This window comes from Streptosporangium sp. NPDC003464, assembly GCF_053588315.1.
The window spans coordinates 35568-57883 of record NZ_JBSFPS010000015.1 but is presented as its reverse complement, the minus strand read 5'-3'; the positions used below and the strand labels follow the sequence as shown (position 1 = coordinate 57883).

At 72.4% G+C, this 22316-nt stretch carries 22 protein-coding genes; 8 read left to right on the top strand and 14 right to left on the bottom strand.

Going from position 1 to position 22316, the window contains the following annotated elements; all coding sequences use genetic code 11:
• Positions 1-88 precede the first annotated feature (88 nt).
• Positions 89-388 carry a PLD nuclease N-terminal domain-containing protein gene (locus ACWDS7_RS05960; RefSeq protein WP_370879665.1) on the top strand — a complete coding sequence of 100 codons (300 nt, stop codon included), beginning with the start codon at positions 89-91 and terminating at the stop codon, positions 386-388.
• An 84-nt stretch (positions 389-472) separates the two neighbouring features.
• Here the strand turns inward: ACWDS7_RS05960 and ccsB are convergent, their stop codons facing one another.
• The 5 genes from ccsB to ACWDS7_RS05935 form a co-directional block, all read right to left on the bottom strand.
• The gene (gene ccsB / locus ACWDS7_RS05955; protein WP_451928324.1) at positions 473-1444 is read right to left on the bottom strand and encodes a c-type cytochrome biogenesis protein CcsB; all 972 of its coding nucleotides are present in this window, start codon (positions 1442-1444) and stop codon (positions 473-475) included.
• Entirely contained in the window at positions 1434-3053 is a 1620-nt protein-coding gene (gene resB / locus ACWDS7_RS05950) for a cytochrome c biogenesis protein ResB (protein ID WP_451928323.1), read from the bottom strand. Before resB ends, ccsB begins: the two co-directional genes overlap by 11 nt.
• Positions 3054-3136: 83 nt before the next feature.
• Complete coding sequence (locus tag ACWDS7_RS05945; protein ID WP_451928322.1) at positions 3137-3871, bottom strand: cytochrome c biogenesis CcdA family protein; 735 nt, start codon at positions 3869-3871, stop codon at positions 3137-3139.
• Between the two features lie 24 nt (positions 3872-3895).
• Positions 3896-4465, bottom strand: a complete 570-nt coding sequence (locus tag ACWDS7_RS05940) for a TlpA family protein disulfide reductase (protein WP_306860455.1) — start codon at positions 4463-4465, stop codon at positions 3896-3898.
• 56 nt (positions 4466-4521) lie between these two features.
• Entirely contained in the window at positions 4522-5160 is a 639-nt protein-coding gene (locus ACWDS7_RS05935) for a histidine phosphatase family protein (RefSeq protein ID WP_451928321.1), read from the bottom strand.
• Between the two features lie 126 nt (positions 5161-5286).
• On the opposite strand from ACWDS7_RS05935, the gene ACWDS7_RS05930 reads away from it, so the two are divergent.
• Positions 5287-6159, top strand: coding sequence for an EamA family transporter (locus ACWDS7_RS05930; protein ID WP_451928320.1), 873 nt, complete (start codon positions 5287-5289; stop codon positions 6157-6159).
• Positions 6160-6212: 53 nt separating this feature from the next.
• Here the strand turns inward: ACWDS7_RS05930 and ACWDS7_RS05925 are convergent, their stop codons facing one another.
• Entirely contained in the window at positions 6213-7166 is a 954-nt protein-coding gene (locus tag ACWDS7_RS05925) for a LysR family transcriptional regulator (RefSeq protein ID WP_451928319.1), read from the bottom strand.
• Between the two features lie 74 nt (positions 7167-7240).
• Here ACWDS7_RS05925 and ACWDS7_RS05920 point away from each other — a divergent pair, with 74 nt between their 5' ends.
• Positions 7241-8188: an EamA family transporter gene (locus ACWDS7_RS05920; RefSeq protein ID WP_451928318.1), complete on the top strand. Its 948-nt coding sequence runs from the start codon at positions 7241-7243 to the stop codon at positions 8186-8188.
• 251 nt (positions 8189-8439) lie between these two features.
• Positions 8440-8886, top strand: coding sequence for a GNAT family N-acetyltransferase (locus ACWDS7_RS05915; RefSeq protein WP_451928317.1), 447 nt, complete (start codon positions 8440-8442; stop codon positions 8884-8886).
• Between the two features lie 31 nt (positions 8887-8917).
• On the opposite strand, the gene ACWDS7_RS05910 is transcribed toward ACWDS7_RS05915, so the two are convergent.
• On the bottom strand, positions 8918-9361 hold the full coding sequence (locus ACWDS7_RS05910; protein ID WP_451928316.1) for a DNA-binding protein: 444 nt from the start codon (positions 9359-9361) through the stop codon (positions 8918-8920).
• Between the two features lie 191 nt (positions 9362-9552).
• Here ACWDS7_RS05910 and ACWDS7_RS05905 point away from each other — a divergent pair, with 191 nt between their 5' ends.
• A complete protein-coding gene (locus ACWDS7_RS05905) occupies positions 9553-10158 on the top strand; it encodes a Uma2 family endonuclease (protein ID WP_451928315.1) in 606 nt (201 codons plus the stop codon).
• Here the strand turns inward: ACWDS7_RS05905 and hemL are convergent.
• Positions 10155-11450, bottom strand: coding sequence for a glutamate-1-semialdehyde 2,1-aminomutase (gene hemL / locus ACWDS7_RS05900; protein ID WP_306860471.1), 1296 nt, complete (start codon positions 11448-11450; stop codon positions 10155-10157). The two genes, ACWDS7_RS05905 and hemL, sit on opposite strands and share 4 nt — an antisense overlap.
• 128 nt (positions 11451-11578) lie before the next feature.
• Between hemL and ACWDS7_RS05895 the strand changes: the two genes are divergently transcribed.
• From ACWDS7_RS05895 to ACWDS7_RS05885, 3 genes are read left to right on the top strand one after another with little or no spacing between them, the layout of a single operon-like run.
• Positions 11579-12862, top strand: a complete 1284-nt coding sequence (locus ACWDS7_RS05895) for a sensor histidine kinase (protein WP_451928314.1) — start codon at positions 11579-11581, stop codon at positions 12860-12862.
• Complete coding sequence (locus ACWDS7_RS05890) at positions 12859-14880, top strand: sensor histidine kinase (RefSeq protein ID WP_451928313.1); 2022 nt, start codon at positions 12859-12861, stop codon at positions 14878-14880. The genes ACWDS7_RS05895 and ACWDS7_RS05890 overlap by 4 nt, the downstream gene beginning before the upstream one ends.
• A complete protein-coding gene (locus ACWDS7_RS05885; protein WP_451928312.1) occupies positions 14877-15572 on the top strand; it encodes a response regulator in 696 nt (231 codons plus the stop codon). Before ACWDS7_RS05890 ends, ACWDS7_RS05885 begins: the two co-directional genes overlap by 4 nt.
• 68 nt (positions 15573-15640) lie before the next feature.
• Here ACWDS7_RS05885 and ACWDS7_RS05880 read toward each other — a convergent pair whose 3' ends face one another.
• The 6 genes from ACWDS7_RS05880 to ACWDS7_RS05855 form a co-directional block, all read right to left on the bottom strand.
• A complete protein-coding gene (locus tag ACWDS7_RS05880; RefSeq protein ID WP_451928311.1) occupies positions 15641-16282 on the bottom strand; it encodes a bifunctional DNA primase/polymerase in 642 nt (213 codons plus the stop codon).
• A gap of 190 nt (positions 16283-16472) precedes the next feature.
• Positions 16473-17459 (bottom strand): porphobilinogen synthase, encoded by a 987-nt coding sequence (gene hemB, locus ACWDS7_RS05875; RefSeq protein WP_306860488.1) that lies wholly within the window; start codon positions 17457-17459, stop codon positions 16473-16475.
• 125 nt (positions 17460-17584) lie between these two features.
• Positions 17585-19165: a bifunctional uroporphyrinogen-III C-methyltransferase/uroporphyrinogen-III synthase gene (locus ACWDS7_RS05870; RefSeq protein ID WP_306860490.1), complete on the bottom strand. Its 1581-nt coding sequence runs from the start codon at positions 19163-19165 to the stop codon at positions 17585-17587.
• Positions 19162-20034, bottom strand: a complete 873-nt coding sequence (gene hemC / locus ACWDS7_RS05865) for a hydroxymethylbilane synthase (RefSeq protein ID WP_451928330.1) — start codon at positions 20032-20034, stop codon at positions 19162-19164. The genes ACWDS7_RS05870 and hemC overlap by 4 nt, the downstream gene beginning before the upstream one ends.
• 44 nt (positions 20035-20078) lie before the next feature.
• Entirely contained in the window at positions 20079-21410 is a 1332-nt protein-coding gene (locus ACWDS7_RS05860; RefSeq protein WP_306860493.1) for a glutamyl-tRNA reductase, read from the bottom strand.
• 94 nt (positions 21411-21504) lie between these two features.
• Entirely contained in the window at positions 21505-22212 is a 708-nt protein-coding gene (locus ACWDS7_RS05855; protein ID WP_451928310.1) for a redox-sensing transcriptional repressor Rex, read from the bottom strand.
• Positions 22213-22316: the final 104 nt, after the last annotated feature.

Sequence of the window (22316 nt, the reverse complement as noted above, 5' to 3'; positions counted from 1 at the left end):
GCCCCCACCGTACGACGTGGACCCGTCGCCAGTCACCCGGAACAGGTGCCTTGCCGCACCCCGGCTCCGGATGGCTTACAGTTCGGGCATGCCCCTGCTTGTCGGTCTGGCGCTGCTCGCCTTCTGGCTCTACTGCTTGTTCGACGCCATCACCACGCCGGACGAGGAGGCCAGAAACCTGCCCAAACTCCTGTGGGTGATCATCATCGCGCTGCTGCCGCCCGTGGGCGGCCTGTTCTGGTTGCTGCTCGGCCGTCCCCTCGGTCCCCACGCGCCCCGCACGCCCCTGCCCAAGGACAGGCCGGCCCCGCCCGCGGCCCCGAAGGGCCCCGACGACGACCCCGACTTCCTCAAGGACCTCGACCGGCGGCTGCGCGACGAGGAGTAGGCCGGACCCGCCGGGGCGGGGCGGCCGGCCCTCGGGAGAGGGATCGGCCGCCGGGTCACCCGGCCGCGGCGCGCGGCGCCGCGATCAGCCCGGGACCTCCGCGTAGGAGTGCAGGCCGCCGAGGAAGATGTTCACCCCGACCAGGTTGAACAGCAGGCAGGCGAAGGCGATGAGCTGCACGATCATGGCGGCCCTGCCCTTGAAGCCGGCGGTCGCCCGGGCGTGCAGGTAGGCGGCGTAGGCGATCCAGGTGATGAAGGCCCAGACCTCCTTGGGGTCCCAGCCCCAGTAGCGGCCCCAGGCCTTGTCGGCCCAGAGGGCGCCGGCGATGACGGCGAAGGTCCAGATCGGGAAGGCGATCACGATGGCCCGGTGCGCGACCCGGTCGAGGTCCGCCAGCGACGGCAGGCGGACCGCGGTGTCCTTCCTGACCAGATAGAGGATGCCGGAGACCCCGGCCATGATGAACAGCCCGCTGGCGATGATCGCCGCCGACACGTGGATCGCCACCCAGTAGGAGTTGAGCGCGGGCACCACCGGACCGGCCTGCACCTGCAGATACCGTACGGCGAAGCCCAGCCCGAGGGCGGCGGCGACCGTGACGAACGCGCCGAGGAAACGGACCCGGTAGCGGAGGTTCATGAGCAGGAACGCGCTCACCGCCGCGAAGCACATCGCGACCACGAACTCGTACATGTTGCCCCACGGCCACCGGTCCACGGCCAGGCCGCGGGTGAGGATGGAGCCGAGGTTCGTCGCCCAGCCGAGCCATGACAGCCCGACCGCGACCGGGCCGGCCCACACCGTCCAGGCGGCGGGCGCCTTCTCGGCGGGGCCCTGGTCCTCCTCGGCACCGGACGGGGCGGCGGCGGCCGTGCTTCCGCCGACCGTGACGAGCGCGGGTTCGGCCTCCGCCCTGGCCCTGGCCTCGGCCCTGGGACGGCCGAAGCCGAGATCGAGGGCGTAGCCGATCATTGCGAAGACGTAGAGCAGCACCGTCGCCAAGATGAGCTGATCGCTCAACAGGGCGAGGCCGGCGTCGACCTCAGCGGACATCCTTAACTCCTGGGTTCAGAACAGAGACGATCTCGGCGAACTCCTCGCTGAAATCGCTGCCTTCGGTACGCGTGAGACCGCCCACCTCGATGTGTCCACGGTCATGGTCGCGGCCTCGCGCCGCCTGCCCCCCGGTCTTCTCCGGCCCGCCCGCCGCCTGTCCGGCCGGCGTGGGCGCGTCCTTCAACCGTACCCACACCCTGCGGCGGCGGACGGTCAGGGACAGCACCAGGCCGACGACGGCGAGGGCGGAGGCCACGAACGCGGGCATCCGGCCCGGGTCGTAGGCGATCTGGAGGGCGATCCACTCCTTGACGCCGGTGAACTCGATGGAGCCCATGCCGCCGGGCAGGTCGAGCTTCTTGCCCACGGCCAGCGGGTCGGCCTTCATGACCAGCGGCTTCATCTTCTTCAGGCTCGTCGGGTCGAGCTCGTAGACCGACTGCGGCCGGCCGTCCTTCATGCCCAGGTCGCCGGCGAACGCGCCGTAGACCTGGGCCGTGGGGTTGGCTGCCCCGGGGAAGACCGACACCCAGTCGCCGTTCATCGGCACGGTGGTCGGCCGGAAGGCCACCAGGAGACCGAGCTGTTCCGGCTGGGCGTCCGGCACCTTGATCACGCACTCGGAGGTGAAGTTGGCCGGCTGGGCGACCAGGCACGGGACCGGGCCGTCGAAGGCGACCTGCCCCTTGCCATCAGTGATCTTGAAGGTGGGCGCGTAGCCGTGGTCGATCAGGTAGGTCTGCGTGCCGTTGACCTCCAGCGGCTCGTTGACCTTCAGGACGTAGTCGCGCTCGGGCGCTCCGGGGGCGTCGGTGACCTTGAGCGCGGCCTCGAAGTCCAGGGGCTGCCCGCGCCGCTCGCCCGCGGCGATGTAGCTGGCCTGGAAGTCGTCGACGGTGAAGGAGAACGGCTCCAGCGACTCGGCGTTCACCTGCTGGCCGGGCATGTAGCGGTCGTAGGCCGCGACCGTGTTGGCGAACCCGTCCCCCTCCACGACCAGCACGTTGCCGCGGTAGCCGTACAGCGCGCCCACCCCCACGGCGACCAGCAGGCCGAGCAGCGCGACGTGGAAGAGGAGGTTGCCGGTCTCGCGCAGGTAGCCCTTCTCGGCCGAGACCCAGCCGGGGCCCGTGGTCACCCGGAACCGCCTGGCCCGCAGCCGCGCGGCCGCCTCCTCCACGGTCAGGTCGCCGTCGAAGGAGGCGTACTGGGGCAGCCGGCCCAGGTTGCGCGGTGGCGTGGGCGGCTTCTTGCGCAGCTCGCGCAGGTGGGCCGTGGTGCGCGGGAGCACGCAGCCGATCAGCGACAGGAACAGCAGCAGGTAGATCGCCGCGAACCACGGCGCCCTGAACACGTCGAACAGCCAGAACCGGTCCAGCCACTCGGCGAGCGTCGGGCTGTCGGTGAAGTATTGGGAGACCTTGGCGTCGGAGACGCCGCGCTGCGGCCAGATCGACCCGGGGATCGAGGCCAGGGCGAACAGGAACAGCAGGATCAGCGCGGTCTTCATCGAGGTGAGCGTGCGCCAGAACCAGCGCGCCCACCCCACGGGGCCGAGCCCCACCGGCCGTACGTCGGGTCTGTCCTCGGTCAGAGTCGTGTTCACGCTCGCACTCGCTCGGCTGCTCGTTGGCTCGGGACTTGTTGCGCTCGCCGCCCGCTGCGCCGCGGTCCGCTCGACTTCCTCCATCAGATCACCGGCTCGAATCCGCCGATCCACCCCTGCATCGTCACGATGAGCTGGCCCCAGAGCCCGGTGACGAGCAGCAGGCCGACCGCGACCAGCATGACCCCGCCCACCCGGGTGATCAGCTGCGAGTGGCGGCGGACCGCCTTGAAGGTGTGCAGGGCCTTGCGGTAGGCCAGCCCGGCCGCCAGGAACGGCAGGCCGAGACCGAGGGCGTAGGCGAAGGCCAGCAGCGCGCCGCGGCCGGCGCTGCCCTCGGTGAGGCCGAGGGTGAGCACGACCCCGAGGGTGGGCCCGATGCAGGGGGTCCAGCCGAGGCCGAACACCACGCCGAGCAGCGGCGCCCCGGCGAGGCCGGCGGCCGGGAGCCGGTGGATGCGGAAGTCGCGCTGCAGGCCCGGGACGACCCCCATGAAGGCCAGGCCCAGCACGACGGTGAGCGCGCCCAGCACCCGCGTGATGACGTCGGCGTTGCCGAGCAGCACCGCGCCGAGCCCGCCGAAGAGCGCCCCGCCCGCCACGAACACCGCGGCGAAGCCGAGGATGAACAGCGCGATCCCCGCGACCATGCGTCCCCGCTTGGGGTCGGCGCTCATCCCGGTCACGTAGGACAGGTAGCCGGGCACCAGCGGCAGCACGCAGGGCGACAGGAAGGAGACCAGGCCGGCCGCCACCGCGATCGGCAGCGCGAGGGCGAGCGATCCGCTCGCCACCGTGTTCACCAGATCAGCGCCCATCGGGGGTCCACCGCCGCTCCGCGGTCACTTCTCATCGCCGATCTTGGTGACGGCGCTGAGCAGGTCGTTGTATTTGACCGCGCCGAGCGCCCGGGCGGCGATCCGGCCCTGACGGTCGATGATCAGCGTCGAGGGGATCGCCGCCGGGGGGACCGTGCCCTGGAAGGAGAGCGCGACCTTGCCGGGCTGGTCGAAGATGCTGGGATAGCCGGACTGCTGGCTGCGCTCGAAGGCGAGCGCGTCGGCCTTGCGGTCCTTGAAGTCGATGCCGAGGAACTCCACGCCGGTGGCCTTGGTCTTGGCGGCGATGTCCTTGAGCACCGGGGCCTCGGCCCGGCAGGGCGCGCACCAGGAGGCCCAGAAGTTCAGCACCACGACCTTGCCCTTGTGCGTGGCCAGGTTCACCGAGCCCCCGTCGAGGGTCTCCCCCTCGACGGCGGGGGCGGCCTTGCGGTCGGCGGCCTCGAACAGGGTGATCTTGCCGTCGCCGGCGACGAAACGGGTGTCCCCGGTCTGCGGCTGCGTTCCCTGGTTACCGGCGCATCCGGCCACGGTCAGCAGCAGCACGGCAGCGGCGAAGGATTGTGCGCGCATCAGAGGAAGGGTCTCCCTGTACTACAACCGGTAGAGCAGTCACTCTACCGGCGAGGTCACGCGCCCGGCACAGTGGGGCGCTTGGCGAGCGCGCCCGCGGGTTCGCTGTAGCCGACGCTGATCAGCCGGTCTCCCTCGAAGGAGAAACTGGTGAGGCTGGCCAGGCCGCACTGCCGGCGGCGGGGGTCGTGCGGCAGCCGCCTGCGCTCGGCCGCGAGCCGGATCATCCAGATCGGGAGCTGGTGGCTGACCATGATCGCCTCATGGCCGCGCGCCGCCTCGCGGGCGGTGTCGATCGCGCCCTTCATCCGCCGGACCACGTCGGTGTAGCGCTCCCCCCAGGAGGGGCGGAGCGGGTTCCACAGGTAGCGGTAGTGACGCGGGCTGCGGAAGACGCCGTCGCCGTTGCCGACCGAGATGCCCTCGAAGATGTTCTCGGCCTCGATGAGCCGGTCGTCGGTCGCGACCTCCAGGTGGAAGGCCGCGGCGAGCGGGGCCGCGGTCTCCTGCGCCCGCTCCAGCGGAGAGGAGAACAGGGCGACGACGTCGCGCCCGGCGACCGACTTGGCGACCGTCTCGGCCATCTGCCTGCCGGTCTCCGACAGGTGGTAGCCGGGCAGCCTGCCGTACAGGACGTTAGCGGGGTTGTGCACCTCACCGTGGCGCAGGAGGTGAACGACGGTGGTCTCAGCCATGGTGTCGCAAGCCTACCGACTGGTAGTGGTGGATAGCGCGTATGGAGGGGCGGTTCTGGCCGTGCCATGAGGGGCGGTTAGGGTCGTAGACGATCGGATCCGGGGCCCGTGCTCGAAAGGACGCCTTTGAGCCTGTTCGCGCTGGTCCTCGTCCTGTCCTCGGCCGTGGCCCACGCGAGCTGGAACCTGCTGAGCAAGCAGGCGGCCGGGGCCGACTCGATCGTCTTCATCTGGCTGGTGGCCGCCGCCTCCACGGTGCTCTGGAGCCCGGTCGCGCTCGGCTATCTGGCCTTCACCGGCGACCGCCTCTCCTGGGCGGGCGCCGGGGTGGTCGCCGTGAGCACCGCGCTGCACCTGGGCTACTTCCTGCTGCTCCAGCGCGGTTACCGCCACGGCGACCTGTCGGTGGTCTACCCGATCGCACGCGGCACCGGACCGCTGCTGGCCAGCCTCGTCGCCGTGCTGCTGCTGGGCGAGCAGCCGGGCCCGAGCGGAATCGCGGGGATCCTGCTGATCGGCGTGGGCGTCCTGCTGCTCGGCACGGTCCGCAGGCCCAGCCGCGAGGATCTGGCCGGGATCGGGTTCGGGCTGGTCACCGGGGTGTTCATCGCGGCCTACACCGTCTGGGACAAGCAGGTCGTCAGCGCCTTCGCGGTCGCGCCGATCCTGCTCAACTACGGCGGCGAGCTCGGCCGGGCCCTCGTCCTGGCCCCATCGGCGCTGGCCGCCCGCCGCCGGGGCCTGATCCCGCCGGTCTGGCGCGAGCACCGGACGCGCGTGCTGGGCGCGGCCGTGCTGGTGCCGCTCTCCTACCTGCTGGTGCTGGTCGCGTTCACGTTCTCACCGGTCAGCGTGGTCGCCCCGGTGCGGGAGATCGGGGTGCTCGTCGCGGTGGTGCTCGGTGGCAGGCTGCTGGCCGAGGGCGACCTGCCCCGCCGGCTGCTCGCCGCCGCCGTCATCGTCGGCGGCGTGGTGACGATCGCCCTCAGCCAGCGCTGACGGTCGTCCTCAGCCGACGGTGACATCGCCCCAGCCGGCGGTGACGGTCGCCCTCAGCCGGCGGCCCGCCCGTCGACCGGCTCGACCGGCTCGACCGGCTCAGCCGGCTGGTGAGGCAGGGAGGCGATCCTGAGCGCCTCGACCGCGGCCCGGATCGCCGGGCGCCGGGCCGCGTCGCTCCGCCAGAGCGTGTAGATCTTGCGGACCGGGCGCGGCAGGATCGGGACGACCCGCACCCCGGCGGGGACGGAGTCGCGGCCCAGCCGGGGGATGATGGCGCACCCCTGCTCGGCCGCGACCAGGGCGAGCTGGGTCGGATACTCGTCCGCCATGCAGGCGATGTCCGGCTCCAGGCCGGCCGAGCGCAGCGTGTGGACCAGCCAGTCGTGGCAGACCGTGCCGGGCGAGGAGCTGATCCACCGCTCCCCCGACAGCTCGGCCAGCTCGATCTCGGAGCGGCCGGCCAGCGGATGGGCCTCGGGCAGCATCACGTCGGCGATGTCGTCGAAGAGCGTCGCGCGCGACAGCCCCTCAGGGACGGCCATCGGCCGGTTCGTCCAGTCCTGGACCACCGCGAGGTCGAGCTCGCCCCTGGCCACCTCGCGGATCTGCCGCTCGGGCTCCCGTTCGATGAGCTGGAGCCGGAGGTCGGGATGGCGCTCCCGCAGGTGGACCAGGGCCGCGGGCACCAGCCCCCGGGCCGCCGTGGGGAAGGCCCCGATGCTCAGCCGCCCCACGACCTCCCCGCGCAGCGCCTCGAAGTCGGCTTCGGCGGTCTCCACCAGCGCGAGGATGCGCTCGGCGTGGTCGGCCAGGAGCCCGGCCGCGTCGGTCAGCCGCACCCCGCGGCCGTTGCGCTCCAGCAGTGTCGCGCCGGTCTCCCGCTCCAGTTTGGCGAGCTGCTGCGACACCGCGGACGGGGTCACCATGAGCGCGTCGGCCGCCGCCCCGACCGATCCGTAGACGGACACGGCGTGCAGGGCCTTGAGACGGTTGAGATCCAACATGTAAGCGATTCTAAACGACTGAGATAAGAAAGTCTCGCTTGTGCTGAATTATCGTTATAAATAAGGATGAGTGGATGCGAACCAGGCATCTCTTCCTGGCCATCGGCCTCGCCGCCGTGTGGGGCTTCAACTTCGTGGTCATGGAGGCGGGGCTCCGGCACTTCCCGCCGCTGCTGTACGTGGCGCTGCGCTTCACCCTGGCCGCCTTCCCCGCGCTGCTGTTCGTCGGCGGCCCGCGGGTGCCCTGGCGGTGGGTCCTCATCGCCGGGGCCACACTCGGCGTCACGCAGTACGGCCTGCTCCTGCTGGGCATGCGGGCGGGCATGCCCGCCGGCCTCACCTCGCTCGTCGTCCAGGTGCAGGCGGTCTTCACCGTGGTCCTCGCCGTGGCCCTGCTCAAGGAGCGGATCACCGCCCGCCGCGTCACCGGCATGTGCGTCGCGTTCGCGGGACTGGCCCTGATCGCCCTGGACCTGGGCGGTGGCGGCCCGGTCGGCGCGTTCGTCCTGGTCGTCGGTGCCGCGCTGGGCTGGGGCGCGGGCAACATCGCGGTCAGGAAGGCGTCCCCTCCGGACTCGCTCCGCTTCATGGTCTGGCTGAGCGCGGTGGCGGCCGTCCCCATGCTGGGGCTGTCCCTGCTGGTGGAGGGGGTCCCCCACCTGGAGTTCTCGATGGAGGGCACCCTGTCGGTGCTCTACGTGGCACTGATCTCCACCCTCGGCGGCTTCGGCGTCTGGGGCTACCTGCTCAAGCGCTACGACGCCTCCGTGGTCGCCCCCTACAGCCTGCTCGTCCCCGTCTTCGGCATGTCCTCGGCGTTCCTGGTCACCGGCGAGTCGATCTCCCCGGCGGAGCTCGCCGCCGCGGCCCTCATCATCTCCGGCGTCCTGTACGCCGGCAGCCGCCCCCGCGGCACGTCCCGCGCCGTCCCCTCCCACTCCGGAACGGCCGCGCGTCCCCACGATCACGACGGGCCGCAGGCCCCGCCGGACCGCCCCAGGACGGACGCGGCGGCCCGCTGACCGCACACGTTCCCGGCCGGGCGCGCCCGTCCGGCATCGGGACCCGTACGGTCCCGGCCCGGGCCGCGCCACGGGGCCGGCCCGAAGTGGTCACCCGCTTTCCCCGGAAAGTGGCCGTATGGCGGCAGGCCACCTGTCCCTAGGCTGTGGCGCCTGAACGCGTCACAGCCGGCCGGCAGGACGCTCCCACCACGCCGGGGAGCGAGCCGGCCTCGCGGACCTCCGGGCCGCGCGATCCAGGGGGAGACCACATGATCGACGTCCGCAGGCTCCTGCCCTCCGACAGGGCCGTCTGGGAAGACCTGTTCCGCGCCTACATCGACTTCTACCAGCGGGTCGAGCCGGCGGAGATGTACGACCGGGCGTGGCGGGAGTTCCAGGCGGACACGCGCCTGCACGCCCTCGGGGCGACGCTGGACGGCGAGCTCGTCGGCATCACGCATTTCCTCGTCCATGCCAGCACCTCGGCCCCCGACACCGACGTCTGCTACCTGCAGGACCTGTTCACCGATCCGGCCGCGCGCGGCAGGGGTGTGGCCCGCGCACTGATCGCGGCCGTGACCGACCGGGCCCGGATCCGCGGCTGCAGCCGCGTCTACTGGAACACCCACGAGTCGAACAGCACGGCGCGGCGCCTGTACGACAAGGTCGCCGAGAACCGCGGCTTCATCAGATACCAGATCGAGCTGCCGCGCTGAGGCCCGCCCCGCCGGCCGCGGAGCGGGGGCGCTACCGGTCCGTCTCGGCGGCCACCCGGCCGGCCAGCCGTTCGTAGCGCTGCCTGGCGGCCTGGGAGGTGCCCAGGCCGAGACCGAAGGCGATCTCCTGCCAGGTGAGGCCACGGCCCCGCGCCATCAGCAGGAGCCCGGCCTCCAACTGGTCCATCTCCGCGCGCGCCAGCGGGATGAGGGTCAGGGCGGCGGTGATGTCGGCGCCGTCCACCTCCGGCTCGGACTCCTCCCGCACCGCGCTGCCCCCCGCGAGGAAGGACACGAGCCTGATGGCCTCGTGCGGGCCGAGGACGTCGGGATGGACCTGCCGGGAGCGCTGCGCCTCGGTGGCCGCGTGCCGCTCGGCGATGCGCATCAGGGAGGCGTACACCCGATGCGCCCGCGCCTGAGCGGGGTCGGGCCGGGTGAAGGGGTCGGATGTCTGATCGGATTCGGCGTTCATACGCCCAGCATGATTGCCCAATATTGTGTTGTCAACAACTTGAAGCAAACAGAATGTTCAAGTGCAGATCGCGACTCACCCCTTGAGAAGAGGGCACACCCCTGCCGTCGGCGGCGGAAGCAGGAGAGAATGAACTGAGGGCAACGGAGATGATCTGAATGAACACACCCGGTGACGGAGACGATGTCACGGTGACCGACGTGAGTAGCGCTCTTGACTACTGGCCGTCCCCACCCCCGTGGGGATGGACCGCCGACGACCTCGACCGCCTCCCGGCAGAGGGGCCGAACGGCGAGCCCGACTTCTTCAAGCACGTCGAACTGATCGATGGAGCTCTCGTCTTCATGTCCCCCCAGAAGCGCTTCCACCAGCGCATGATCCGCCGGCTCACCGAGGCGCTCGACATCCAGACGCCGGAGCGACTGTCAGCGGTTGATCAGATGGACGTCAAGCTCGGCCACCGGATGCGGCCCTGTCCTGACGTCGTCATCGTCGACACGGCGGCGGCCGACGACGACGACCGGACCTTCTACACCCCTGACGAGGTCCACCTCGTCGTCGAGGTGGTCTCCCCCGAGTCCGAGGACCGGGACCGCAAGACCAAGCCGTTCCGCTACGCCGAGGCCGGGATCGCGCACTTCTGGCGGGTCGAGAACAACGACGGCAGCCCCGTCGTCTACGTCTACGAGCTCGACCCCGCCACCGGCGCCTACGGCCTGACCGGCATCCACCACGGACGGCTGACCGTCCCGGTCCCCTTCCCCCTCGACATCGACCTGGACAAGCTGCCCCGCTAGGAGGCCTGGGCGGCGGCCTTGGCGGCGAGCGGGAGTGCCTCGGCGATGCGGGACAGTGCCTCGTCGTCGTGGGCGGCCGACAGGAACCACGCCTCGTAGGCCGACGGGGGCAGGTAGACGCCCTGGTCGAGCATGGCGTGGAAGAACGCCCGGTAGGCGGCGGTGTTCTGCCTCTGGGCTCCGGCGAAGTCGGTGACCTGCTCGTCGGTGAAGAAGACGGAGAACAGGCTGCCGGCGCGCTGCAGGCGGTGCGGCACCCCGGCGGCGGCCAGGGCGTCGGCGGCGGCGCGGCCGATGACCAGGGCGGCGGCGTCGACCCGGTCGTAGACCTCGTCGTCGCAGGCGCGCAGCGTGGCCAGGCCCGCGGCGCAGGCCAGCGGGTTACCGGACAGGGTGCCGGCCTGGTAGACCGGGCCCTCGGGGGCGAGGTTGGCCATCACGTCGGCGCGGCCGCCGAACGCGGCGGCGGGCAGACCGCCGCCCATGACCTTGCCGAAGGTCATCAGGTCGGCGTCCACCGGGTCCAGCCCGTACCATCCGGCCTCCGACACCCGGAAACCGGTGAGCACCTCGTCGATGATCAGCAGGGCACCGTGCGCGGTGCAGAGCTCGCGGAGCTTGGCGTTGAACCCGTCGAGCGGCGGGACGACGCCCATGTTGGCCGGGCACGCCTCGGTGATCACACACGCGATCTCGGCGCCGAAGGTCTGGAACGCCTCCGTCACCGCCTCGATCGAGTTGTAGGGCAGCACCACCGTGTCGGCGGCCGAGGCGCCGGTCACGCCGGGGGTGTCGGGCAGGCCGAAGGTGACCAGGCCGGACCCCGCCGAGGCGAGCAGGGCGTCGACGTGGCCGTGGTAGCAGCCGGCGAACTTGACGACCTTGGACCGGCCGGTGAAGCCGCGGGCCAGCCGTACCGCGGACATGGTGGCCTCGGTGCCCGAGCTGACCAGGCGGACCTTCTCCACCGGCTCCACCCGGGCGACGATCTCCTCGGCCAGCTCGACCTCGCCGGGCGTCGCCGTGCCGAACGAGGTGCCCGCCGCGAGGGCCTCCTGCAACGCCTCGACCACGGCCGGGTGGCGGTGCCCGAGGATCATCGGCCCCCAGGAGCAGACCAGGTCCACGTAACGGTTGCCGTCGACGTCGGTGATGTAGGGGCCCTGGCCGGAGGCCATGAAGCGGGGTGTGCCGCCGACGGCTCCGAAGGCGCGGACCGGGGAGTTGACACCTCCCGGGACGATCTCACGGGCGCGGGCGAACAGTTCCTCGGAGTTCTCAGTACGGCTCACGCCCTCCAGGGTAGCCACCGGGGGGAGAGCCCCCGCCAGGGCCGGTGAGCCGGCCGGCGGGCACGGGCCGGCGACGTCGGGACATCTGCCCCGGGACAGCGGGACATGGGGTGCGGGATCCTTCGGTCATGGCAGTGACGACACCCCCTGCCCGGCGCCCGGCCAACCGGCCGCCCGGCGTCCACGTGATACTCAACCGCGTCCTGGTCTACGGCGCGCTGGCGGCGGTCACCGGCGGGATCTACTCCGGGCTGACCTGGCTGGCCGGCACGCTGTCCGGCGGCCGGGACCCGGTGGCCGGGCTGGTCGCGGCGCTGGCCGCGGGCGCGGTCTTCCACCCGGCGCGGCTGCGCCTGCAGCGGGCGGTGGACCGGCTGTTCCGGGTCGAGCGCGACCCCTACCGGGTCGCCGACCGGCTGAGCCGCACCCTTCAGGAGACCGTCGACCCCGCCCAGGGGCTGGCCACCGCCGCGGCACTGGTCCGCCGGGCGCTCCACGCCGACGGCGTCGCCGTCGAGGTCCACGGCGGGCACGCCGCGACCGTCCACGACGGCGAGCTGGGCGAGCGGCCGGTTGAGACCCCGCTGGTCTGGCACGGGGAGCCGGTGGGGCGGCTGCTCAGCAGCGGTCCCGACACCGCGCCGGACCTGCTGGAGGTGCTGGCCCGGCACCTGGCCGAGCTGGCGCACGCCGTACGGCTCACCGCCGACCTGCGGCGCTCCAGGGAGCGCATCCTCACCACCCGGGAAGAGGAGCGGCGCAGGCTCCGCCGCGACCTGCACGACGGGCTGGGGCCGACGCTGGCCAGCCTGGCGATGACCGTGGACGAGGCCAGACTCCGGCTGGATCGGGATCCCGAGGCCGTGGAGCGGCTGCTGATCCGGGTGCGCGACCAGCTCGGCATCGCGATCATCGATGTCAGGGACCTGGTGTACGGCCTGCGCCCGCCCGCGCTGGACGACCTCGGGTTGACCGGCTCGCTGCGCTCGCTGGCCGACGCGCCGGGGCCACGGGTGGACGTCGCGGTGACCGGCCCGCTGGGCGAGCTGCCCCCGGCGGTGGAGACGGCCGCCTACCGGATCGCCCAGGAGGCGCTCACCAACGTCCGCCGCCACGCCCAGGCCACCACCGCCCTGGTACGGGCCGAGCTGCTCCCGGCCGGGGCGGAGCACGCCGGGGGGGCCGAGGCCGGGGACGGGGCGGAGGACAAGGGGCCACGCCTGCCAAGGGAGCTGCGCCTGTCGGTCGCCGACGACGGCATCGGACTGCCCGGACGGATCCGCGGCGGCGTGGGCCTGGCGTCCATGCGCGAGCGGGCGGCGGAGGCGGGCGGATCGTGCACGGTCAGGCCACGTCCCGGCGGCGGCACAGAGGTCGTCGTCCGCCTCCCCCTCGGAACGGAGACGCCATGACCTCCCCCTCGGACGCGGACACGGCGGTCTCCCCCGGAGGCGTGGGGATCGCGGGTGGGGGGCGGCGGACGGCGCTGGCCGTCCTCGTCTGGACCGGCGCGGTGCTGGCGCCGGTGGGCAACCTCCTGGCGGTCCGGATGGTGGAGCTGAGCGCCTCGACCTGGACCGACCGCTTCGTCACCATGGATCCGACCGTCATCCTCTTCCCCGCCGCCGGCGCGTTCCTCATCACGCGCCGGCCCCGGCTGCCCGTCCCGTGGATGCTGTGGGCCAGCGGGATCGTCGGCAGCCTCTACTACCTGGCCTACAGCGGCGCCCACTGGCGCTACCTCACCGACCCCGGGGGGATCACCCCCTACCTCATGTGGCTGGGCCTGTGGCTGTGGCTGTGGTACGTGCCGGTGTACATCTCGCTGCTGCCGCTGCTGTTCCCCGACGGCCGGCTGCCCTCCCGGCGCTGGCGGCCGGTCCTGTACGCCAACCTGATCCTCATGGCCGGGCACTCCCTGTTCCTGGGACTGGCCCCGGACCCGGGGTTCGAGAGCCAGCTCCCGATCGCGAACCCGTTCGGCGTCGAGGCGCTGCGTGACATCTCACCGGCGGTGGAGGCGTGGATCGGCGGCCCGATGATGGCGCTCACCGCGCTCGGCGTGCTGTCGCTGGCCTTCCGCTACCGGGCGGGCGACGCCGAGCTCCGGCGCCAGATCGGCTGGTACACCGGCGCGCTGGCGGTGGTCCTGGTCTCCTGGATCCTCCGGGTGGTGACCGGCTCCTGGCTGCTGGCCACCCTGGAGACCGTCTTCATCGCCGTGGTCCCCCTGTCGATCATCGCGGCGGTGCTGCGCTACCGCCTCTACGGCATCGACGTCGTGGCCAACCGGACGCTGGTCTACAGCTGCCTGGTCGCGATCACCGGAGGGGTCTACTTCGGGCTGATCTGGCTGGCCAACGCCCTGGCCAGCGACCTGGGCCCGGTCGCGGGGGCGGTCGCGGCACTGGCCGTGGGCGGCATCTTCCACCCTGCGCGGCTGCGCCTGCAGCGGGCGGTGGACCGGGTGTTCGCCGTCGAGCGCGACCCCTACCGGGTCGCCGACCTGCTGGGCCGTACCGGGCAGGGGGCGCGGGACCCGGCGGCGGCGCTCGGCGAGGCCGTGGCGGTGATCCGCGAGGCGCTGGGCGCGAGCGGGGTCCGCGTCGAGGTCCGCACCGGGCAGGGCGGGGCGGCGCGCGTGTTCACCGACGGGGAACTGCGGCCGCAGACCCAGGAGATGCCGCTGCTCTGGCACGCCGAGCGGGTGGGAACCCTGCTGGTGGCGGGGGTCCGGCCGGGCCGCGAGCCGATGGCGGTGCTGGCCCGGCACCTGGCCGAGCTGGCGCACGCCGTACGGCTCACCGCCGACCTGCACCGCTCCCGGGAGCGCATCCTCACCACCCGCGACGAGGAGCGCCGCAGGCTGGGCCGGGAGCTGCACGACGGACTCGGCCCGGCGCTGACCAGCGTCACGCTCACCATCGACGAGGCGCGCAGGCGGCTGGAGGCCGACCCGCGGGCCGTCGAGAAGCTGCTGGTCCGGGTCCGCGAGGAGATGACCGCGACGATCGCGTCGGTCCGCGAGCTGGTGTACGGCCTGCGCCCGCCCGCGCTGGACGACCTGGGCCTGGAGGGCGCGCTGCGGGCCTGCGCCGGGGAGGGCGCGGTGACGGTCGACGGCCCGCTGGACGACCTGCCCGCCGCCGTCGAGGTCGCCGCCTACCGCATCACCCAGGAGGCGCTCACCAACGCCCGCCGCCACGCCGGGCCGGCCACGATCCTCCTCCGGCTGCGCAGGCTCCCGGGCGAGCTGCGGGTGGAGGTGACCGACGACGGGATCGGCCTGCCCGAGAATCCGGCCGCGGGCGTCGGGCTGACCTCGATGCGCGAGCGGGCGGCCGAGGTGGGAGGCTGCTGCGTGATCGGCCGCAGGCCGGGCGGCGGCACGGAGGTGACCGCCAGACTGCCGACGGAGGGGGCCGGATGATCACCGTGCTGATCGTGGACGACCACCCGGTCTTCCGGCGGGGCCTGCGCGGTCTGCTGGCGGCCATGGACATCGAGGTCGTCGGGGAGGCCGGCGGCGGGCAGGAGGCGGTGGCGCTGGCCGCCGAGCTCCAGCCGGACGTGGTCGTGATGGACCTGCAGATGCCCGGCGGCAACGGCGTCGAGGCGACCCGGACGATCACCAGGACCAGTCCGCGGATCGGGGTGCTGGTGCTGACCATGTTCCGGGACGACGACTCGGTGTTCGCCGCCATGCGCGCCGGTGCGCGCGGTTACCTGCTCAAGGAGGCCGGCGCCGAGGAGATCGGCCGCGCCGTGCGCGCCGTCGCCGCGGGCGAGGCCATCTACGGCCCCGAGATCGCCCGCCGGGTCCTGGCCTACTTCACCGGCATGCCCGACCCGTCGCGCACCGCCTTCCCCGAGCTCACCGAGCGGGAGCGGGAGGTGCTCCAGTTGGTCGCCCAGGGCAGGGGGAACAGCGAGATCGCCGGGATCCTCTTCCTGTCCGGCAAGACCGTGCGCAACCACATCTCCAACATCTTCATGAAGCTGCAGGTGGCCGACCGCGCCCAGGCCATCGTCCGGGCCCGCGAGGCCGGCCTGGGCGGCTCCCCCCGGCCTGGCCCGTCAACGGGCGTGGGCGACGGGGCTCAGCAAGGCGGAACCCACTGAGGCGGGCTTCACCGGAGCAGGGCCGACCGGAGCAGGGCCGACCGGAGCGGGGCCGGCCGGGGCGGCGCTCACTCGCAGACGTCGGCGAGCGTGTCGAGGACGCGGAGCGGGTCGGGCAGCGGACGGCCGTCCGGAGGGCGCAGCCATGACGTCGCCCCGCCGGCCGGCAGGGTCGAGGGCGGGGCGAGGACGTAGCTGTCGCGGCAGTGCCAGCGCAGGCCGGGCATCTCGTCGATGGTCGCCGGGCCGAAGTCGAGGGGGCAGGACCACCATTCGTCCTCGTCCTCGGCGATGTTGCGGGTGGCCACATAGAAAAGGACCCGGTCGCCGTTGGCGGCGACCGGGCCCGTTGCGGATCCGGCGGAGTCCATGCTCGCGAGGGCGGTGAGCCCGGCGGCGGCCGGTACGTCGAACACGTCGAAGACACGGCCCGTGGGGAGGATCACGTTCGCCTCCGGGTCGCGCTGCCACCAGTGGCTGAGCAGGGCCGGGTCGGCCGTGGCCTGCATCTGCCAGGCCCGCGAGAGCGGGTGCGCGCCCGGGTCGGGACAGCCGACGCGGTCACAGGAGCAGGCGCGGGGACCGCCCTGCAGCGGCCGCGCGCCGGGACAGCTCGCCCAGCCCAGGGCGGCGTACTCCAGCACGGAGCCGATCATCTGCTTCGGATGAGCACGTCGCCTGCCACGACGAGTCAGCGGTACCCCCACCATTGTGTCCTCCGTCGTCCGCCCGCCCGGATGCCCTCGGATGCGATGGCGTAGCCACGTTCTGGTCAGCAAGGGAAGTCAGACAGCCAGGGCTCACACCACCTGGGACACATCCGCACCGGTATCCGCACTCTAACGCACAGACCACCCGAGCAAGCGGCAAACCCCCAGTTCTCGCTATGTGCCGCTGGTCTCAGTGGAGCTTCTTGGCCACCTCGGTCGCCCAGTAGGTGAGGATCATGTCGGCGCCGGCCCGGCGGATCGCGATCAGTGACTCCATGATCACCCGGTCCCGGTCGATCCAGCCGTTCGCCGCCGCGGCCTCGACCATGGCGTACTCCCCGCTGACCTGGTAGGCGGCCACCGGCACGTCGACCGCGTCGCGCACCTGGCGCAGGATGTCGAGGTAGGCCAGCGCGGGCTTGACCATCACGCCGTCGGCACCCTCGTCGAGGTCCAGCCGCACCTCGCGCAGCGCCTCGCCGACCGGCCCGGCCGCGTCCTGCTGGTAGGCGTTGCGGTCGCCGAACTGCGGCGCGCACTCGGCCGCCTCCCGGAACGGCCCGTAGAAGGCCGAGGCGTACTTCGCCGAGTAGGCCAGGATCGGGATCTGCTCGAAGCCGTCGCCGTCCAGCGCCGCGCGGATCGCGGCGACCTGGCCGTCCATCATCCCGCTGGGCGCGATGACCTGCGATCCGGCGCGGGCCTGGGAGACCGCGGCGGCGGCGTAGCGCTCCAGGGTGGCGTCGTTGTCGACCTCGCCGTCAGGCGTCAGGATGCCGCAGTGCCCGTGGTCGGTGAACTCGTCCAGGCAGGTGTCGGTCATCACGACCATCGCGTCGCCCACGTCGGCGACCAGGTCGGCGACGGCCTGCTGGACGATCCCGTCCGGGTCGTCGGCGGCCGACCCGCGGGCGTCCTTCACCGCGGGGACGCCGAACAGGATCAGCGCGCCGACCCCCGCCTCGGCCGCCTCGTGGGCGGCCTTGCGCAGTGAGTCACGGGTGTGCTGGAACACCCCGGGCATCGAGCCGATCGGGTTCGGCTCGTCGATGCCCTCCTTGACGAACATCGGCAGCACCAGCTCCGCCGGGTGCAGCCTGGTGCCGGCGACCATCCGGCGCATCGTCGCCGTACGGCGGAGCCTGCGCGGACGCGCTACGGGGAACTGGGCGGTCATGGTCTCTCCCTCTCCCCCGGCCATAGGGGATCAGGAACCGGGGGACCGTGTTCGGATGTGGCTCGCTGAGCTCACGGGAACCGTCACGGACGCCTCGTCCGGCGGGCGTCCGCGACGGTTCCAGATTACTTGGCGCGGCGCCGGGCTCCCCGCCGGGTCTGTGAGGGCCTGCGGGGGACGTCTCCGGCCGCGAGCGCGGCCTGCCGCTGCTTCGCACCATACTCGGCCAGCGCGGCCGCGAGGGCGGAAGCCGATGGCTTGTCGGCCATCACATCGACGCGGAGCCCGAACTCCTCGGCCGTCTTGGCGGTCTGCGGCCCGATCACCGCGATGACCGTGACGTTGTGCGGCTTGCCCGCGATGCCCACCAGGTTGCGCACGGTGCTCGACGAGGTGAACAGCACCGCGTCGAACCCGCCGCCCTTGATGGCCTCCCGGATCGGCGCCGGCGGCGGCGCCGCGCGGACGGTCCGGTAGGCGGTCACGTCGTCGCACTCCCAGCCGAGCTCGGTCAGCCCGGCGACCAGCGTCTCGGTCGCGATGTCGGCCCGGGGCAGCAGCACCCGGTTGATCGGGTCGAGCATCGAGTCGTAGGGCGGCCACTCGGCCAGCAGGCCCTCCGACGACTGCTCGCCCGAGGGCATCAGGTCCGGCTTGACGCCGAACTGCACCAGCGCGCGGGAGGTCGCCTCGCCCACGGCCGCGACCTTGAGCCCGGCGAACGCGCGGGCGTCCAGGCCGTACTCCTCGAACTTCTCGCGCACGGCCTTGACCGCGTTCGCGCTGGTGAAGGCCACCCATTCGTAGCGGCCGGTGACCAGGCCCTTGATCGCCCGGTCCATCTGCTGCGGGGTGCGCGGCGGCTCGACGGAGATCGTGGGGACCTCCTCCGGCACCGCGCCGTAGGAGTGCAGCTGCTCGACCAGCGCGGCCGACTGCTCCTTGGTCCGGGGCACGAGCACCCGCCAGCCGAACAGCGGCTTGGTCTCGAACCACGACAGCCGGTCGCGCATGGCGACGGCCTCGCCGACCACGATCAGCGCGGGCTCGGTCATCCCGGCGTGCTTGAGGTCGGGCGCCATCCGGCCGAGCGTGGTCACCACGGTGTACTGCTCGGTGGTGGTGCCCGCGCTGCTGATCGCGACCGGCGTCGAGTCGGGGCGGCCCGCGGCGATCAGCGCCTTGCCGATCGCGACCGCCGCCGAGACGCCGTTGTAGATCACCAGGGTGCCCGCACCCATGGCGTGGGCGGACCAGTCGTCGACCTGGGCCGCGTCCACGACCCGGAACTCCGGCACCGCCACCGCGGCGGGGATGCCCGCGTAGGTGAGCACCGCCGTCGCCGGGGGCACGCCCGGCACGATCTCGAAGTCCACCTCCGCCTTGGTGCAGGCCGCGACCTCCTCGGTGATCGAGGAGAAGAACATCGGATCGCCGGCGCAGAGCCGTACGACGCCGCGCCCGCCCTTGGCCTCCGCCACGGCCCTCAGCGAGACCGCGCCCTCCTCGGCCGCGTCGACGACTTCGACGTTCTCTCTGCAGTGGCGGAGCAACGCTCCGTACGCCTCCTGATCGAGCACGACGACATCGGCCTTCGACAGCAGGTCGGCGCCACGGAGTGTGAGCAGGCCCTCGTCACCGGGGCCCGCCCCCACGAAGGCGACGAACCCGGCCGGGCGCTCGAAGGTGGTACTTCCGGAGCTCAATGTGCTTGCTCCCCTATCAACGTGCCGGCCCCTTCAGCGATCATCTGGGCAGCGAGGTCGCGGCCCAGATCCAGCGGCGCCGAAAGGGTCCCGGCGGTGGACTTGCGCACCGCCTGCCTGCCGTCGACGGCGACGACAGCGGCGGTCAGAATCAGATTTTGCCCGTCATCGGCCGAATACGCACCCACGGGAGCGGCGCACCCCGCCTCCAGGGCGTTGAGCACCGCGCGTTCGGCGGTCACCGCGGCGCGGGTGCGGGCGTCGTCGAGCACGCTCAGGAACTCGACGAGGTCGGCCCGGTCGGCCCGGCACTCCACGGCCAGCGCGCCCTGGCCGGGGGCCGGGAGCATCTCCTCCACGTCGAAGACCTGGGAGATCTCGGCCTCGCGGCCCAGCCGTCCGAGCCCGGCGGCGGCCAGCACGACACCCTGCAGCTCACCGGAGGTGACCTTGCCGATCCGGGTGTCGGCGTTGCCGCGGATCGGGACGTAGTCGAGGTCGGGCCGGAGCAGCCTGAGCTGGGCGACCCGGCGCGGGGACCCCGTGCCGACCTTCGCGCCGGGCGGCAGGTCGGCCAGCTTGACCGCGGCGACCAGGGCGTCCCTGGGGTCGTCGCGCGGCGGGATCGCCGCGATGACCACGCGCGGGTCCTGCGTGGTGGGGAGGTCCTTCAGCGAGTGGACCGCGAAGTCGATCTCGCCCTCGATCAGCTTGTCGCGCAGCGCGCTGACGAAGACACCCGTCCCGCCGAGCTGGGTGAGGTTGGCCTTGGTGACGTCGCCGAAGGTGGTGACGCCGACGAGCTCGACGGCCCGGCCGGTCAGCTCGGTGAGCCGGTCGGCGACCAGCCCCGACTGGGTCGTCGCCATGAGGCTGCGCCTGGTGCCCAGCCTGAGCGGCGAGGAGACGTCGCTCACCTGCCCACCCCCTTCTTGGTCGTCCTGGTTGTCTCGGTGTCCGCCCTCTCGATGCTTCTCACCGCGCGCGGGACCTTCGGGTCCAGGTCGAACAGCTCACGCAACGCCTCCGCATAATGATCGCCTGCCGGAGACTCCGCGAGCTGTTTGACACGCACGGTGGGCTCATGGAGCAGTTTGTCGACCACGCGCCGGATCGTCTGCGTGACCTCGTCGCGGACCCGCCCGTCGAGCTCCGGGAGCCGCGCGGTGAGCCGTCCGAGCTCCGCCTCGACCACGTCCGCGGCCTTGGTCCGCAGCGCGACCACGGTCGGGGTCACCCGCGCGGCGCGCTCGGCCGACAGGTATGCCTCCACCTCGGCGGCGACGATCCGGCGCACGGCGGTGACCGCCTCGGCGCGCCCGCCGTCGTCGGTGTCCGCGTCGGCCGCGCCGTCCTGCATCGACTCCAGGTCGACGAGGGTGACGCCGGGCAGCCGCCGTACGGCGGGGTCCACGTCGTGGGGCAGCGCGAGGTCCAGCAGGAACATCTCCCGGGCCGCCACCATGTCGGCGGTGATGACCACGTCGGTGGCGCCGGTGCACGAGATGACGAGGTCGGCCTCGGCCAGCTCGCGGGTCAGGTCGCCGAACTCGGCGGCCCGGCCGCCCACCGTCTGGGCCAGCCGTACGGCGCGCTCGTGGGTCCGGTTGACCACCACGATGTCGGTGACGCCGGCCCGCTGCAGGGTCGCGGCCGACAGGGCGCTCATCGAGCCGGCGCCGACCACCAGGGCGCGCCTGCCCTGGATCGGGCCGAGTGTGCGCTCGGCGAGGGTGAGCCCCACGCCCACGAGGGAGGCGCCCGCCCGGTCGATCCCGGTCTCGGTGTGGGAACGCTTGCCCACCCGCAGCGCCTGCTGGACCAGCTCGTTGAGCGTCGGGCCCAGCGTGCCCTGTTCCTGGGCGAGCTTGAGGGCCGTGCGGACCTGGCCGAGGATCTGTCCCTCGCCCAGGACCATCGAGTCGAGGCCCGACCCCATCGAGAACAGGTGCTCGACGGCCCGGTCCTCGTAGTGCACGTAGAGGTGGGCCGAGAGCTGCTCCATGGGGACGCCCGAGTGGACGGACAGCAGCTCGGAGATCGCGGTCACCGCGGCGTGGAAGCGGTCCACGGTGGCGTAGACCTCGACCCGGTTGCAGGTCGAGACGACCATGGCCTCGGCCACGCAGGCATCCCGCTGGACGGCGTGGAGCAGCTTGACCAGTGCGTCACCGGAGACGGAGACCCGCTCCAGCAGGGCCACCGGAGCGGTCCGGTGGCTGAGGCCGACGACGAGAACGCTCATCGGCCTTCCCCGCCTCTCCCCGGACGCGGACGTGCCCGGTCTCCCGCGTCATTTCGAGAGACGCGGCGACCCTGGGCCCGCACCTCGTGCTCGCTCACAGGTCCACCGCCTCAGGCCACTCCTCGGCCATCGCAGGCCCCCCAGTCATCCGATCCGTTTTGCGCTGCTCGTGGAACGCAAGGATCTGCAATTCAATAGATAGGTCGACTTTACGGATATCGACGCCTTCTGGCACGGAAAGTACGACGGGGGCGAAGTTCAGGATGCTGGTGACCCCAGCGGCGATGACCCGGTCGGCCACCTGCTGGGCCGCCGCCGCCGGCGTCGCGAGCACCACGATCGACACTCCCCGCCGCTTTATCACGGCTTCCAGCTCGTCGATGTGCTCCACATTCAATCCGGCGATATGGTCGCCCACCACTTCGGGGTCGGCGTCGAGGAGAGCGGCGACCCGGAATCCACGCGAGACGAACCCGCCGTAGTTGGCAAGTGCACGACCGAGGTTACCCACTCCGACGATGGCAACGGCCCAGTCCTGGGTCAGACCCAGCTCGCGGGAGATCTGGTAGATGAGGTATTCGACGTCGTAGCCGACCCCGCGGGTGCCGTAGGAGCCCAGGTGGGACAGGTCCTTGCGGAGCTTGGCCGAGTTGACCCCGGCCGCCACGGCAAGATCCTCCGAGCTCACGGTCGCCAGACCCCGCTCGGCCATGCCGTTCAGCGCGCGCAGGTAGAGCGGCAGCCGGGCGACGGTCGCCTCGGGGATGCCACGTTCACGGGCTTGGGACAGACGGCGGATCACGTGCCGGAGCTCCAGGGGGACAGGCGGCCGGCGCGGCCCGGACGCGACGGATGACGAGGTGAGGCCACTGTCATTCAGGTTAGTCCCTTTGTGAACCGGTGCAC

Coding starts and splice junctions, on each gene's coding strand:
- ACWDS7_RS05880 (WP_451928311.1), bottom strand. CDS start 16,282: ATGGTGGGGGTACCGCTGACTCGTCGTGGCAGGCGACGTGCTCATCCG.
- ACWDS7_RS05925 (WP_451928319.1), bottom strand. CDS start 7,166: ATGTTGGATCTCAACCGTCTCAAGGCCCTGCACGCCGTGTCCGTCTAC.
- ACWDS7_RS05935 (WP_451928321.1), bottom strand. CDS start 5,160: ATGGCTGAGACCACCGTCGTTCACCTCCTGCGCCACGGTGAGGTGCAC.
- ACWDS7_RS05940 (WP_306860455.1), bottom strand. CDS start 4,465: ATGCGCGCACAATCCTTCGCCGCTGCCGTGCTGCTGCTGACCGTGGCC.
- ACWDS7_RS05910 (WP_451928316.1), bottom strand. CDS start 9,361: ATGAACGCCGAATCCGATCAGACATCCGACCCCTTCACCCGGCCCGAC.
- ACWDS7_RS05890 (WP_451928313.1), top strand. CDS start 12,859: ATGACCTCCCCCTCGGACGCGGACACGGCGGTCTCCCCCGGAGGCGTG.
- hemB (WP_306860488.1), bottom strand. CDS start 17,459: ATGACCGCCCAGTTCCCCGTAGCGCGTCCGCGCAGGCTCCGCCGTACG.
- ACWDS7_RS05895 (WP_451928314.1), top strand. CDS start 11,579: ATGGCAGTGACGACACCCCCTGCCCGGCGCCCGGCCAACCGGCCGCCC.
- ACWDS7_RS05920 (WP_451928318.1), top strand. CDS start 7,241: ATGCGAACCAGGCATCTCTTCCTGGCCATCGGCCTCGCCGCCGTGTGG.
- ccsB (WP_451928324.1), bottom strand. CDS start 1,444: ATGTCCGCTGAGGTCGACGCCGGCCTCGCCCTGTTGAGCGATCAGCTC.
- hemC (WP_451928330.1), bottom strand. CDS start 20,034: ATGGCGACGACCCAGTCGGGGCTGGTCGCCGACCGGCTCACCGAGCTG.
- ACWDS7_RS05945 (WP_451928322.1), bottom strand. CDS start 3,871: ATGGGCGCTGATCTGGTGAACACGGTGGCGAGCGGATCGCTCGCCCTC.
- ACWDS7_RS05960 (WP_370879665.1), top strand. CDS start 89: ATGCCCCTGCTTGTCGGTCTGGCGCTGCTCGCCTTCTGGCTCTACTGC.
- ACWDS7_RS05860 (WP_306860493.1), bottom strand. CDS start 21,410: ATGAGCGTTCTCGTCGTCGGCCTCAGCCACCGGACCGCTCCGGTGGCC.
- ACWDS7_RS05915 (WP_451928317.1), top strand. CDS start 8,440: ATGATCGACGTCCGCAGGCTCCTGCCCTCCGACAGGGCCGTCTGGGAA.
- ACWDS7_RS05885 (WP_451928312.1), top strand. CDS start 14,877: ATGATCACCGTGCTGATCGTGGACGACCACCCGGTCTTCCGGCGGGGC.